General features: G+C 55.7%; 13 protein-coding genes. 3 read left to right on the top strand and 10 right to left on the bottom strand.

Annotated features, from left to right (window positions below; all coding sequences use genetic code 11):
• Window positions 1-11 precede the first annotated feature (11 nt).
• The 5 genes from ACR0IU_RS10865 to ACR0IU_RS10845 are packed head-to-tail and all read right to left on the bottom strand — an operon-like array spanning window position 12 to window position 4502.
• The gene (locus ACR0IU_RS10865; protein ID WP_170476074.1) at window positions 12-1301 is read right to left on the bottom strand and encodes a TRAP transporter large permease; all 1290 of its coding nucleotides are present in this window, start codon (window positions 1299-1301) and stop codon (window positions 12-14) included.
• Complete coding sequence (locus ACR0IU_RS10860; protein WP_480716242.1) at window positions 1302-1889, bottom strand: TRAP transporter small permease; 588 nt, start codon at window positions 1887-1889, stop codon at window positions 1302-1304. It lies immediately after the preceding gene.
• A gap of 53 nt (window positions 1890-1942) precedes the next feature.
• Complete coding sequence (locus ACR0IU_RS10855) at window positions 1943-2458, bottom strand: flavin reductase family protein (RefSeq protein ID WP_480716346.1); 516 nt, start codon at window positions 2456-2458, stop codon at window positions 1943-1945.
• Window positions 2458-3348 (bottom strand): aldo/keto reductase, encoded by an 891-nt coding sequence (locus tag ACR0IU_RS10850; RefSeq protein ID WP_170771431.1) that lies wholly within the window; start codon window positions 3346-3348, stop codon window positions 2458-2460. The genes ACR0IU_RS10855 and ACR0IU_RS10850 overlap by 1 nt, the downstream gene beginning before the upstream one ends.
• Complete coding sequence (locus tag ACR0IU_RS10845; protein WP_480716241.1) at window positions 3348-4502, bottom strand: LLM class flavin-dependent oxidoreductase; 1155 nt, start codon at window positions 4500-4502, stop codon at window positions 3348-3350. Before ACR0IU_RS10845 ends, ACR0IU_RS10850 begins: the two co-directional genes overlap by 1 nt.
• A gap of 105 nt (window positions 4503-4607) precedes the next feature.
• Between ACR0IU_RS10845 and ACR0IU_RS10840 the strand changes: the two genes are divergently transcribed.
• Together ACR0IU_RS10840 and ACR0IU_RS10835 are read left to right on the top strand one after the other, a co-directional pair.
• Window positions 4608-5318 carry a GntR family transcriptional regulator gene (locus tag ACR0IU_RS10840; RefSeq protein WP_010440994.1) on the top strand — a complete coding sequence of 237 codons (711 nt, stop codon included), beginning with the start codon at window positions 4608-4610 and terminating at the stop codon, window positions 5316-5318.
• A 12-nt stretch (window positions 5319-5330) separates the two neighbouring features.
• A complete protein-coding gene (locus ACR0IU_RS10835; RefSeq protein ID WP_480716240.1) occupies window positions 5331-6431 on the top strand; it encodes a Gfo/Idh/MocA family protein in 1101 nt (366 codons plus the stop codon).
• 9 nt (window positions 6432-6440) lie between these two features.
• Here the strand turns inward: ACR0IU_RS10835 and ACR0IU_RS10830 are convergent, their stop codons facing one another.
• The 5 genes from ACR0IU_RS10830 to rplK all read right to left on the bottom strand — a co-directional run bounded on the left by ACR0IU_RS10830 (window position 6441) and on the right by rplK (window position 11392).
• Window positions 6441-8297, bottom strand: coding sequence for an SLC13 family permease (locus tag ACR0IU_RS10830; RefSeq protein WP_037321196.1), 1857 nt, complete (start codon window positions 8295-8297; stop codon window positions 6441-6443).
• Between the two features lie 200 nt (window positions 8298-8497).
• Window positions 8498-9418, bottom strand: coding sequence for a hypothetical protein (locus tag ACR0IU_RS10825; RefSeq protein WP_480716239.1), 921 nt, complete (start codon window positions 9416-9418; stop codon window positions 8498-8500).
• Complete coding sequence (locus ACR0IU_RS10820) at window positions 9415-10083, bottom strand: class I SAM-dependent methyltransferase (RefSeq protein WP_480716238.1); 669 nt, start codon at window positions 10081-10083, stop codon at window positions 9415-9417. Before ACR0IU_RS10820 ends, ACR0IU_RS10825 begins: the two co-directional genes overlap by 4 nt.
• Window positions 10084-10242: 159 nt before the next feature.
• Window positions 10243-10941: a 50S ribosomal protein L1 gene (rplA, locus tag ACR0IU_RS10815; protein WP_010440987.1), complete on the bottom strand. Its 699-nt coding sequence runs from the start codon at window positions 10939-10941 to the stop codon at window positions 10243-10245.
• Between the two features lies 1 nt (window position 10942).
• Window positions 10943-11392, bottom strand: coding sequence for a 50S ribosomal protein L11 (rplK, locus tag ACR0IU_RS10810; protein WP_010440985.1), 450 nt, complete (start codon window positions 11390-11392; stop codon window positions 10943-10945).
• A 381-nt stretch (window positions 11393-11773) separates the two neighbouring features.
• On the opposite strand from rplK, the gene ACR0IU_RS10805 reads away from it, so the two are divergent.
• Window positions 11774-12991 carry a peptidoglycan-binding domain-containing protein gene (locus ACR0IU_RS10805; RefSeq protein WP_480716237.1) on the top strand — a complete coding sequence of 406 codons (1218 nt, stop codon included), beginning with the start codon at window positions 11774-11776 and terminating at the stop codon, window positions 12989-12991.
• Window positions 12992-13143 lie beyond the last annotated feature (152 nt).

Below are 13143 nucleotides of genomic sequence, written 5' to 3'. Positions count from 1 at the left end.
CCCTGTGAAACTCAGTTTGCAAATCCCGTTATCCTCGGGATCGTCATAGATAGTGCGGGGATGTATGTGATCAGGAAGATCACAATGATTTCGACTGCCAGAAACGGCAGGATGGCTTTGGCGATGGTTTCTACCCGCTCCCGCGACACTGCGGCGGCTACGAACAGAACCAGGCCCATTGGCGGTGTGGCCAGACCAACGGTCAGGTTGACGCTCATGATGATGGCGAAATGGATCGGATCCACACCGAGGCTGGTGAAGATCGGACCAAGGATCGGGCCAAGGATGATGATCGCCGGGCCTGCGTCCAGAAACATACCCACGATGAACAAAAGCAGGTTGATCAGGAACAGCAGGATCAGCGGGTTTTCCGATAGGCTGAGGATTAGCGAAGCCAACTGTTCCGGCGCATGGCTGAGGCTGACCACCGTCTTAAACGCCATTGCCGCGCCCACCAACAGCAAGACGACCGCCGAGGTCATTCCCGCGTTGCTAAGTATTTCGGGAACTTCCTTCAAAGTAAGGGTGCGCAAAACAAAGAAACCGATGATGAAAGCGTATCCCACGGCCACCGCGGCGGCCTCGGTGGGGGTGAAAATACCGCCTAGAATACCACCCAGAATGATCACTGGTGTCATCAGCGGAAAGAAGGCCTTAAGGCTGGCCTGACGGCGTTCGGGCCAAGTGTATTTACGGCTCGCGACAGGGAAGTCATAACGATCGGCCATGACCTTGATCATAAGCATCAGGCCAACGCCAACCATCACACCGGGCACGATACCTGCTAGGAACAGGGCCGCCACGCTTTCGCCCATGACATAGGCATAGATGATCATGATGCCCGAGGGTGGGATGATCGGCCCGATCACTGAACTGGCCGCCGTGATCGCTGCGGCGAATTTGCGGGTATAGCCCTGCTTCTCCATCGCCGGGATCAGCATAGATCCAAGCGCCGATGTGTCGGCGACGGCAGAGCCGGACAGACCCGCGAACAGGATCGAGCTAAGCACATTCACATGCGCAAGGCCGCCCCGCAGGTGGCCCATCAGGGCCTGGCTGAACTCGACGAGGCGGATGGTGATACCGCCGCGATTCATCAGCTCTCCGGCAAGCATGAAAAACGGAATGGCCATCAGCGGGAAGCTGTCCATGCCGTTATAGACATTGCGATAGAGCAGCGTGATGTCGTTGGTTTGGCCACTCAGCCACAGCAAGATACCGGGTGCAGCCAGTAGCGCGAAAAAGACCGGCAGGCCGATCAGCAGAAAGACAAGGAATGTAGGCAGGAACCAAATCAGCATCTATTCAGCCCCCACCGCAGCTTCGGGAATTTCGGGCAGAAGATGCGCTCCGCCCAGCATGGTCACTATGGTTCGCAAGATCAGTTCGATATTCACCGAGATCAGCAGGATGATCCCCACCAGCAGCGAAGCCATCATCCAACTGCGCGGGATGCGGTACCATTCATCGAATCCAAAAGACGTGGGCAGATACAGGGCCGCGGTGGCAAACTTGCCGCCAAAACCTGTGACCTCGGACCAGCCAATATTGACTGCAACCAGCAGGACGGCCAGCGAGATCAGCAGCAGGAACAGATTGAGCGAAAGGCCAAGCGCACGCGGCAGGAAACGTGCGAGCATGTCGATGGCGACAAACCCTCCGCGACGGAAAGCGGTGGGGGCCATCAGCCCCGTCATCCAGAGCATGCAGAACCGCGCAGCCTCATCCGGCCACGGCAGGGCGTTGCCCAGAACGTATCGAAAGAACACCTGAATCAGGATTGCGATCACCATAACTGCAATCGCAACGACGCCAACCGCGCGGCCCAATCGCAGCACGGTTTCGTTCACGAATGCAATCGGCGCTAGCGCCGATGCCAGTCCGCCCATGCGGATCCTCCCTTGTTCAGCCGCGGGTTTGCCCCGCAATCGTCATATCGCGCTTAGCTTTGCGCGAATTGGCCGAGTTTTCCGGCAAAGAAAGTCAGCGCGTCTCCATCCGCCATGCTGACCTTCAGAATTTTGCCCACCACGATCACATGATCGCCCGCATCGTGATAAGCGTGCTGCTCGCATTCGAACCGGGCAAGACTGCCCGGCAACAACGGGGTGCCGTTTTCGCAACGGTCATGTTCGATATCACGCAGCGCATGGGCGTCTTTTGAACAGCCAAAGCACAGCTCGGCCTGTTCAGCAGACAGGACATGCACGCTAAAATGGCGTGCCGCGTGAAAATACCGGAACCGGCGCGAATTACGATCGCCCGCCCACATCACCAGTGGTGGGTCCAGCGACAGTGATGAAAAGCTGTTGGCCGTAATGCAGATCGGGCCATCCTCACTGTCGCAGGTCACGATCGTAACACCGGTGGCAAAGCGACCAAAGGCATCGCGCAGGGTGCGCGTGTCGTCTTTATGCGGGACGAATGTATGGTTCATATCGCGCGAGATTGCATTCATCATGGCACCTCATGTCCCAGCGCCGCCTCATACAGGCGGTACCAGCTTTCACGATCCAGCTTGACCTTCAAAGCATCCGAGACGCGCTTGATGCGGCCCAGATTATTTGTGCCCAGAACCGGCAGGATGTTTGCCGGATGCGCGAGCAGGAAGGCAACGGCCACTGCGGCTCGGTCCACGCCGAATTCTGCGGCGATCTCATCCGCTACAACACCGACCGGAGGGTTCCCGGCCATCAAAAGGCCGCCGCCAAGCGGGGACCACGCCATCAGCGGATGTCCATGCTGCTGATGGAACGCCAGATCACCGTTAGTGAACGGGCCGATTTCTCCAAGCGAGATTTCAATCTGATTGGTGACCAACTGGGTTTTCATTGCCGACTGCAGCAGAGACCAATCCCAAGGGCGGAAGTTTGACACGCCTACAGCCCCGACCTTGCCACTGGCAACCACCTCGTCCAGCACTGCACCGGTTTCATTGTGGTCCATCATTGGATCAGGGCGGTGGATCAATAGCAGGTCGATGTGGTCAATCGCCATTTCCGACAGAGACGTATCCACCGATTTCAGAATATGCGCGCGCGACGTGTCGTAGTATTTGACTTTGGCATCCGCATAGCGACCCATTGGCGCGACGATGTCACATTTGGTGACGATCTCCATCTTCTGACGCAGGTTGGGATTGGCGCGCAAAGCGTTGCCCAGAACAGCTTCGGCTGCATACCCACCGTAGATATCTGCCTGGTCGAAGGTGGTGATCCCTTGATCCAGACAAGCCTGTATCTTGGCCTCGACATGCGCTGTCGAGGTGTCACTGTCATCACCCAAGCGCCACATGCCATAGACAAGGCGGCTCATTTCCAGCGTGTCAGATAGTTTCACACGTTGCATTAGCGACGAACTCCGTTGCCCAGCGGGGTCGCCGGGGTGGTTGCTGGCACGCGTCCGTAGGCTTCGGGAAGCGAGCAGGTTTTCAGGTTGGGCATCACGCGGGCGCCAAAATGCTTAGCCTCATCCACGTGCGGGTAGCCCGAGAAGATGAAAGCGCGGATGCCCATCTTCTGATACTCTTCAATCTTAGACATAACTTGATCGGTCGAACCGACCAGCGCAGCACCACAGCCCGAACGCGCGCGACCGACGCCGGTCCACAGGCCGGGTTCGACATAGCCATATTCATCCGCCAGATCACGGTTCTTGGATTGATGCGCCACACCCAACGATGTCGCGTCCAACGCCCTCTCGCGGATCGCGCGACCGTATTCGTCATCCAGTTTCGAAACGATGTAGTCGGCGTATTCCTGTGCCTCAGCCTCGGTATCGCGAACAATCATGTGGACGCGCAGGCCGTAATCCAGAGTACGATTGTAATTCTCGGCAACGGCATGAACAGCTTTCATCCTCTCGGCCAACTGATCCTTGGTTTCCGGCCACATCAGATAGACATCGCAATGCTCGCCGCACAGGTCCAAAGCAGACGGGGAGTAGCCGCCAAAATACAGAAGCGGGCCACCAGCCTGGTAAGGCCGGGCCGGGTCCGTAGTCAGGCTCGAAAAATTGTAGACCTCGCCCGCATGGTTGATCTCATCCTGTGTCCAGGCTTGTTTCAGAATCTCGACCACTTCGCGCGAGCGTTGATAGCGGTACGCGCTGTCGGCTTTCTCACCCGGGAAATCGGATGAGATGATGTTGACCGTCAACCGCCCCTTGAGCATGTGGTCCAGCGTCGCGATGGTGCGGGCCAGCATGATGGGTTGCATCTCACCACAGCGCACGGCGGCCAGCAGGTTGATTTTTTCGGTGATCGGCGCGCACCCTGCGACAAAGCTCAGGGTGTCCTGTCCGACCTGATATGACGATGGGCAAAGGATGTTGCGGAAACCTTGCGCCTCGGCCTCTTTCACGATGCCCGAGCAATGCTCCCAACTGGATCGCAGATCACCATCGGGCACACCCAGAAACTGGTAGTCATCCGAGCAGAGCGCTGCAAACCACGAAACCTCGGCCGCATCCAGGTCGGGGGATGTGATGGGGACGATGGTCATTTGATTCACGCTCCGTACATCTTTGACTTTCCTCTTGCGTAGCAAGCGCATTGATGTAGATCAATAGTGTATCAATTTTTCCTGCGACCGAGTGAAGCGTCCTCAATGTCCTCCAACAGCCGCAACCCAAATGCCCTGCCGATCTATGTCCAGATCTCAGAGCTGCTGATCCGCGATATCGCGGCGGGTCGCCTGATAGATGGTGAACGTCTTCCGCCCGAACGAGACATGGCTTCGAACCTGAATGTCTCGGTCGGGACCTTGCGAAAATCCCTCGCCGAGCTTGAGAAAAAAGGCATGTTGGAGCGTATTCAGGGTTCGGGCAACTACATCCGCGAGACTGGAACGCAGAACAGCGTCTATGCGATGTTCCGGCTGGAATTACCCGAAGGCGGCGGGTTGCCGCGCGCTGATATCCTATCGGTTGATCATCTGCAAAAGCCAGCAGACCTGCCGGAATTCGGCCTGTCTGATCACGGTTCGCGGGTGCGCCGGATGCGCTATTTGAATGACACAATCATCGCGGTTGAGGAAATCTGGCTGGACGAATCGGCTGGGACCATCGACCAGAACCTGCTGTCCGACTCACTTTATCGCTATTACCAGCAACAGCTTGGCTTCTGGATTACACGGGCTGAGGATCGCGTTTCCATCGGTTCATTGCCCGACTGGACGCCTGAAGGCTTCACCAAATCTGCCGGACACACGGTCGGTTACATCGAACGGTTCAGCTGGTCTGAGAAAGCCGAACCTGTCGAGTTTTCAAAAACATGGTTCGATCCGGATCGGGCCAAATACGTTCAACGCCTGAAGTAAAAGGAACTGCGCATGACCCGGACCACCAACTACGGGCTGATCGGATGCGGCATGATGGGGCAGGAACACCTGCATAACATTGCTCTGCTTGAGGGCACACGCGTCGCTGCAATCTTCGAACCCGACCCGGACATGGCGGATAAGGCGCAGGCGATTGCGCCCGACGCGCAGATGGTGTCTTCCCTTCAGGATCTTCTGGCGGTCAGTGACCTAGACTGTCTGGTCATCGCCAGCCCCAACCACCTGCATGTCGATCAACTGGCCGAGATTGCGGAAACCCGCCCCCTGCCCCTGTTGATCGAGAAACCGCTATTCACCGACCCCGCCGATCTTGCCCGGCTTGAGGAACTGGAACGCATTTACCCTCACCCGATCTGGGTTGCGATGGAATATCGCTATATGCCCCCTATTGCGGCGCTGATCGATGAAGCAGCAACCGTCAGTGGTGGGATCAAAATGCTCTCGATCCGCGAACACCGTTTCCCGTTTCTTGAAAAGGTCGACAACTGGAACCGGTTCAACCGCAACACTGGCGGTACGTTCGTTGAAAAGTGTTGCCACTTCTTCGACCTCATGCGCCTGATCCTGCAATCCGACCCGGTTCGGGTTTCGGCAAGCGGCGGCCAAGCTGTCAATCATTTGGATGAGGACTATAACGGCAATACGCCGGATATTCTGGACCACGGCTTTGTCATAGTCGATTTCGCCTCGGGCGCGCGCGCGATGCTCGAGCTTTGCATGTTCGCCGAGGGGTCGCGGTATCAGGAAGAAATCTCGGCCATTGGGCCCAATGCTAAGATCGAAGCGTTTGTGCCCGGCCCGGCCCGGTTCTGGCCCGAACATCTGGGCGACGCGCCGGTACCACAGCTGATCATCAGCCCCCGCGCACCTAAAGGTCCAATCCAGAGAGAGATCCCGGTTGATCCCGAGTTATTGGCGGCTGGCGACCACAATGGCTCCACTTATTATCAGCACAAAGGTTTTCTTGAGTTGATCCGGGGTGAGCGCGCCAAACCCGAGGTCTCTCTGGGTGATGGGATTTGGGCCGTACGCATCGGTCTTGCGGCGCAGCAAGCATCCGAACAGGGCCAAACAATCAACCTGTCTGGATAGTCATCAGGGTTAGAAGATCACGTTCAGCATCAACAGCGAGACGATCAGAAATATGATCGTCATGACGCCGCCGGAACGCACGAAATCCATAACCTTGTATCCTGCGGGCCCCATGATCAGCGCGTTGACCTGGTGGGTCGGGATAATGAAACTGTTCGAGGTCGAAATCGCGACGGTTAACGCAAAGACAGCGGGGTTGCCACCGGCGGCAACCGCGATTGAAACCGCGAGGGGCACCAGCAGAACTGTGGCCCCGACATTCGACATAACCAGCGAAAACGCTGTCGCCAGAATGGCAACTCCAGCCTGAAGCGCCCAGATTGGCCATCCGTCCAGGATGATCATGATCTGTTGCGCAATCCATGCCGCAGTTCCCGTATTCTGCACCGCTTGCCCCAATGGGATCAGGCAGGCCAAGAGAAAGACCGTGTTCCACCCGACCGCGCGGTAGGCCTCGTCCACGCTCAACACGCGCGTCAGCATCATACCCGCAGCACCCGTCAGCAGGCAAAGTGACAACCGGACATCTGTGAATAGAATTAGCGACAAAGAAATCACGAAAAACAAAAGCGCCCAGCCAACCTTTTGCGGGCGTAATTCGTCTTGCGGGAAATCAGACGTGACCACAACAAAATCCGGGTCACGCTTGATCCGCATCAGGTTGTCCCAACGGGTATGGGCAACCAACATGTCACCGGCCTTGAACTTCTCAAGACCGATTTGCGTGGATTCGTGTGTCTCTGTTTCGACATGGCTTAGCGTTTCCTCCCCCCGATGGATGGCGAGCAGAGACATTCCGTAAGTTTTTCGAAACAGCAACTCCCTCGGGCATTTGCCGATCAGCTTGCTCTCGGGCGTCACGACCACCTCTGCGACCCCGGCATTTGTGGGTGCAAACTCTTCGACAAACACATCCAGATCCGGCAGAACGGTCAGCCCGTACTTTTCAGCAAATTCTTCGACAACCCAACGCCGCCCCACAATCGCCAATCGGCATGGCGCGGCGATCTCGGCTGTCAGCACCTGAACCATCGAGGTCTTGCCGCGATAAAAGGTCGAGATGATATAGAGGTGATTTTCAAAGTTGATGTCGGCCAGAATTTGCCCAACCAGAGGGCTGTCGGCCGGTACAACAACCTCAAACACGTCGGCTTTCAGCCCATAAACCCGCTGAAGATATTCCTGCGTCCCGCGCCCGGTACCGGTGCTTTCAGAACCTGAATCACCCGGCAAAACCCATCGCCCAAGCAACAGGAAATACGCGATACCCGTCAAAATCAGCACCGCACCTATGGGTGTGACCGAGAACAACCCAAAAGGCTCCATACGCTGTGCTTCAGGCAAACCTTCATTCGCAGTTTGAATCAGATCATTCAGAAGGATCAGCGGAGAAGAGCCCACCATAGTCATTGTGCCACCCAATATGGCGCAAAACCCCATCGGCATTAGCAATCGAGACAGCGGGATCCCTGATCGAGATGAGATCCGGCTAACCACAGGAAGGAACAAAGCCGCGGCACCGACATTCTGCATGAATGACGAGATGACACCGACGGTGCCTGAAATGATGGGTAGAACCCGTCCTTCCGACTTGCCACCATATTTCAGGATGACCGAGGCGACTTTGTTCATCAGCCCTGTCTTGTCCAGCCCCGCACCAACGATCATTACTGCAATGATCGAAATGACCGCATTCGACGCAAATCCGTCAAACAGATGCGGTACATCTGCCAGATTCTCAAGGCCGGGCGCATAACTCAGCAGACCGACAATGACCAAAACGAGAATAGCGGAAAGATCGATCCGGACGATTTCAGACACAAACAGAAACACCGTGAACGCCAAAAGCCCCGACACCACGGCCATCTCATAGGTAAATGCCAATTGCTCCACAGGGGTCACCGGGCTTCAATCGTAAACTTAATTAACATTTCTAGGCAATTGCCCGGTGTCTGTCATGGTTTTTGTGATCGTTTTACGAAATCAAACCACTGGGCGTAATTTGTCCGTATCGCTATCGACAGATAGAAACTTTGCGAAATGCAGATACTATCGGAGTGATCTCATCACGTGATGCTATAATCGTATTGGCGTAATGGAGCGAACCTGCGGCGGGCACTCGGCCAATCGAAATGAAACAGAGGGTCAGGAATTCGCCAGTTTTTGCCATAGCTCTGAGCAAGCATCGCCGCCTCGTCTCGCGGCAACCCGATTTTACCTCCGTTCAGGGGTTTCAACGGAAAGATCGCATCATCCGGCAGATCGTTAAGTGAGTAAGGATAGACGCTAAAACGCCCGTCCTCTGACCACGCCGGAAAAAGATCAATATCGATCCCTAAGTTGTTCTTGACCTTGAATGTCGGCGAGTTTTGCGACATGGATTCGGGGTCAAGGCAGCTGTGGGCAATTAGGTCTTTTTGGTAAAGCGCCCATTTCTTTGGCACATCGTCAAGCGTGGACTCGCCGAGATATACAGCAAAGTCGACATCATCGTCATGATCAATCAGTCGGCCATCTCTGACATAACCCAGCAAAGCACCCGCATATAGTATGATCGGCTTACCCAGTTGCAGCACCGGGTCTAATTCAGTTTCCAGTTTCGAGAATATCTCTCCCCCTGCCATCTCTGCGAATGTTCGATTGTAGCCATGCGGCGTAATGAATTCCGGATGAAGGGTTTGCTTGACGCATTCAAAAAAGGTCGCGAAACGGGCTTCCTGACCCTTCTTAGCATAGCGTGTCTCCATACGTTTCAGCCGACCGTGGGTTCGGGCGGGTCGAAAGCGCAGGTGGCAGCACAGCAGAACGTAGACCTCTTCCCAATCATCAAATAATGCAGGGTTATTCAATTGTTTGATCATTGGCCTCAACGCGTCTACTGCTAAACGCGTCTTACGTGGTCGTGGCAAAGCAATCTGGGCCGTTGCATGCGTAAACACATGATCGCGCAGGGGCGCGAGCTGTTGGGCAATTTCCACCTCAGTCATGGCTTTCTTTCATAGATCGCCCGCGCAACAATCGCATCTTCTGATTTGTACTTTGCGTATCCTATGCCTTCCACTCCATAGCTCTTTGAGAAGAGGTGCTGCTTCATCTTTTCGTCCAGCTGCGATGGGCACATATAACGCCTGAAATGCGGAGCTGCCACTTTCGCTCGATCCCGATCCGCAAGTGTCCGGAATTCAAACGCCGCGATATCCCCAGGCCTGCAAGCTTCATAAAGCGCTGTTACCAGAAGATCTTCTTCCTCATCTGTAATCGCATGCAAAAAGAAACGCGCATATACGCAGACCGTATCGGCCCTTCGTTCTGACAATACTTTCTGCACCTGACCGTCTGCGAGGTTCGTTCTGAAAAACTCCAGATCATCGCCACCTTGAATGTGTGTTTGTTTCTTTGCAGACGCGATGGCAGCTTCGGACGCATCCAGACCGGTTACTTTGAACCCATGGCGCGAAAAGAAGAAACTATCGCGGGCATTTCCGCATCCGATATCAATAACATGCGCCTGCCTATCAATTTCATTGGCCACAAACGCAGCAAATTGAGACGGCAGAGACAATTCCCATGAAGTGGCGGAACTGGTGTAGAAATCATTCCAAAAATCGCGCCGGCCTTGCGGCTGCGCAACTTCAGGCGCTTTTGGGGTCATTTGTGAGGGTTCTTTCGCGCGGCTACTGGACGTCATTGCCAAAACTCTGCCAGACGTCCAGGGCGACTGCAATCGGTTCTTTGTTAATGGCGGCACAAACAAAAATCCCGGGCAGTTTACACCACCCGGGATCTATTCTCAAAAACTGAAGGCTCAGACTTATTCGCCTGCAGCAGCCGCCACATCCAGAGTCACGCCCGGGCCCATGGTCGAGCTCAGCGCGATTTTCTTCATGTAGGTGCCTTTGGCGCCCGACGGTTTGGCCTTGGCCACGGCCGAGATAAAGGCGCGGACGTTTTCGACCAGCTTGGCTTCGTCGAACGACGCTTTGCCAACACCAGCATGCACAACGCCGCCTTTTTCCGCCTTGAACTGAACTTCACCACCTTTGGCTGCTTCCACGGCCGCTTTCACGTCCATGGTCACGGTGCCAACTTTGGGGTTCGGCATCAGGTTGCGGGGGCCCAGTACTTTACCCAGACGGCCAACGATCGGCATCATGTCGGGGGTCGCGATGCAGCGATCGAATTCGATGGTGCCGCCTTGAATGGTTTCCATCAGGTCCTCTGCGCCGACGATATCTGCGCCTGCTTCTTTTGCTTCGTCAGCCTTGGGGCCACGTGCAAATACAGCAACGCGCATCGCTTTGCCTGTGCCGTTCGGCAGGCCGACAACGCCGCGAACCATCTGGTCTGCGTGACGGGTGTCAACGCCCAGGTTCAGAGCGATTTCGATGGTCTCATCGAATTTCGAAGTTGCGTTGCCTTTGACCAGGGAAACAGCTTCTTCAACCGACAGGTTTTCCTTGCCAGCGACAGCTTCGCGCGCAGCGCGGGTACGTTTACCGAGTTTTGCCATCTTACTTCACCTCGATGCCCATAGAGCGGGCCGAGCCCAGGATGATCTGCATTGCGCCTTCCACGTCGTTGGCGTTCAGATCTTTCATTTTGGCTTCGGCGATTTCGCGAACCTGCTTCGAGGTCACGGTTGCCACGGTCTCACGACCTGGGTTTTCCGCACCGCGGGGGCGGTTACGCTTGCCAACCGGCTTCAGACCAGCCGCTTTTTTCAGGTAATAAGACGCAGGCGGCGTCTTGATGTCCATTGTGAAGGACTTGTCCTGATAGTATGTGATCACGGTCGGGCACGGAGCGCCGGGCTCCATGTCTGCGGTCTTGGCGTTGAACGCCTTGCAGAATTCCATGATGTTGATGCCGCGCTGACCCAGCGCCGGACCAACTGGCGGCGACGGGTTCGCCTGACCTGCAGGAACCTGCAGTTTCATTGTACCAGCAAGCTTCTTGGCCATTTGGTTTTCCTTTCAACTTAGGTAGAACGCGTCCCACCCAGATTATGTTGCGTGGTCCGGCCCAAGATCGCGATCTCAGTAACCTCCCACGAGAGAATCTCGCCCGAAGACGATAGTGGCGGCGTTTACAGTGGAACGAAGACGTTGGCAAGTGGCCGACGACCAATTGGGTCATATCGAATCGCGCTTCGCAGCATCGGGAGTGAGCTCCATGGTTGAGCGATCTCGCCATCAACGTCGCGTGAACAGCTAACTATTCCAAAGCGCGACAGAAATTCCAAATACTCCGCGCACAATCAGCCAATTGTTGCCGGTTTCACCCGCGCGTGCTTAGCTGTGCTATACTCAGCGAAATTAGTGATTTTTGAGTGGAGGTTAATTATGATAATTCGTTTTATTCTATCGTTGGGTATCGCTATTTCTATTGCAGCAATAGCCCCTCAGAATGCGCGCGCTGACGCTGGGGATTTCATCGGCGGTGCTGTCGTCGGAGGGGTCGCTGGATATCTTATTGGCAAAGATCAGCAAAAAAAGAAGACACAGTCATCGACAGCGACCCGAACCTACCGGCAGGGCATCCCATCCACCACTCAAGGGGCGCAAACCCAAACGGCACTGAATTACTTTGGCTACAATGCCGGTCGTGTTGACGGTCAGGTCGGGCGTGGCACGCGCTCCGCCATCGAACGTTATCAGGCCTCAATGGGTTATCCCGTAAATGGGCATGACTTTCAGCCTTATCAATATGACTTCCTGCAGCAGGCTTATTACTGGGCGACAAGCGGTGGACAGGCCGCCACGCAGCTCTCGGGTCAACCGCTGTTGATGGAGTACCGCCGACAGGTTCAATCAGGATCTTCTCTGGCTGCGGCACCTCAGGCTCCAGCTCAGGCTATTCCGGTTATCAAGCCCCAAGATACCGAACCCGCAGCGAACACCACTGAAACAGCATCTGCGAGCCTGCCGACTCTGTTTTCCGGCGGCACCGGAGGTCCATCGCTGGCAAATCGTTGCAGCGGGGTCATGCTGCAAACCTCGACCAACGGAGGCTACACAACGCTTTCGAACATGACGGATGCCGACTTTGCACTCAGCGAGCAGTTTTGCCTTGCCCGCAGCTATGCGATGGCGCGCGGTGAGGATCTGATGCAAGATATTCAGGGCCTGACACCCGATCAGGTATCTGCCCAATGTGCCTCGTATGGTGAGATGCTGGCACCTCAAGTCGACGCCCTGTCCATCAGTTCGAAAACAGAATCTGAAACCCAGGTTCGCAAAATGGCGCTGGATTCTGGATTGAGCCCCGCAGATCTCGCCGCGACGAGCAAGGTCTGTCTGGCGATGGGCTACCGTCAGGACAACATGGATACTGCCGTTGGCTCTGCGCTCATGCTGGTTGCGATGGGTGAACCTGCCTATGGAGAGCTGGTGGGCCACCACTTGCGCGAAGGATTTGGCGTACAGGAGCGTCGCGATCTTGCGATGCAGTGGTATGATGCGAGCCTTTCGGCACTGGATGCCGGTTCACAAGCTGTATTCCTGCCCTCCCAGACCGACCGTCCACAGCTATTGCGGGCGGCTATGATCCAGTCGCAATAAGGCGAACGCAATTCGGTATCGGCCCCTTTAGGGTGCAAAACGCGCCGCATCGCTAGCTGCGTTGCGGCGTTTATTCCGTTCGCGTAGCATGGCTCATCCCGTGATCGCGCGCCTTTCAATCTGGGATGAGAGCCTCTCCACAATTATTGTGA

The organism is Ruegeria sp. CL5 (assembly GCF_056536485.1).
The sequence above is the reverse complement of the archived record's forward strand: the minus strand, read 5'-3'. Positions and strand labels throughout refer to the sequence as shown.

Coding starts and splice junctions, on each gene's coding strand:
- ACR0IU_RS10865 (WP_170476074.1), bottom strand. CDS start 1,301: ATGCTGATTTGGTTCCTGCCTACATTCCTTGTCTTTCTGCTGATCGGC.
- ACR0IU_RS10860 (WP_480716242.1), bottom strand. CDS start 1,889: ATGGGCGGACTGGCATCGGCGCTAGCGCCGATTGCATTCGTGAACGAA.
- ACR0IU_RS10855 (WP_480716346.1), bottom strand. CDS start 2,458: ATGAATGCAATCTCGCGCGATATGAACCATACATTCGTCCCGCATAAA.
- ACR0IU_RS10850 (WP_170771431.1), bottom strand. CDS start 3,348: ATGCAACGTGTGAAACTATCTGACACGCTGGAAATGAGCCGCCTTGTC.
- ACR0IU_RS10845 (WP_480716241.1), bottom strand. CDS start 4,502: ATGACCATCGTCCCCATCACATCCCCCGACCTGGATGCGGCCGAGGTT.
- ACR0IU_RS10840 (WP_010440994.1), top strand. CDS start 4,608: ATGTCCTCCAACAGCCGCAACCCAAATGCCCTGCCGATCTATGTCCAG.
- ACR0IU_RS10835 (WP_480716240.1), top strand. CDS start 5,331: ATGACCCGGACCACCAACTACGGGCTGATCGGATGCGGCATGATGGGG.
- ACR0IU_RS10830 (WP_037321196.1), bottom strand. CDS start 8,297: ATGGCCGTGGTGTCGGGGCTTTTGGCGTTCACGGTGTTTCTGTTTGTG.
- ACR0IU_RS10825 (WP_480716239.1), bottom strand. CDS start 9,418: ATGACTGAGGTGGAAATTGCCCAACAGCTCGCGCCCCTGCGCGATCAT.
- ACR0IU_RS10820 (WP_480716238.1), bottom strand. CDS start 10,083: ATGACCCCAAAAGCGCCTGAAGTTGCGCAGCCGCAAGGCCGGCGCGAT.
- rplA (WP_010440987.1), bottom strand. CDS start 10,941: ATGGCAAAACTCGGTAAACGTACCCGCGCTGCGCGCGAAGCTGTCGCT.
- rplK (WP_010440985.1), bottom strand. CDS start 11,392: ATGGCCAAGAAGCTTGCTGGTACAATGAAACTGCAGGTTCCTGCAGGT.
- ACR0IU_RS10805 (WP_480716237.1), top strand. CDS start 11,774: ATGATAATTCGTTTTATTCTATCGTTGGGTATCGCTATTTCTATTGCA.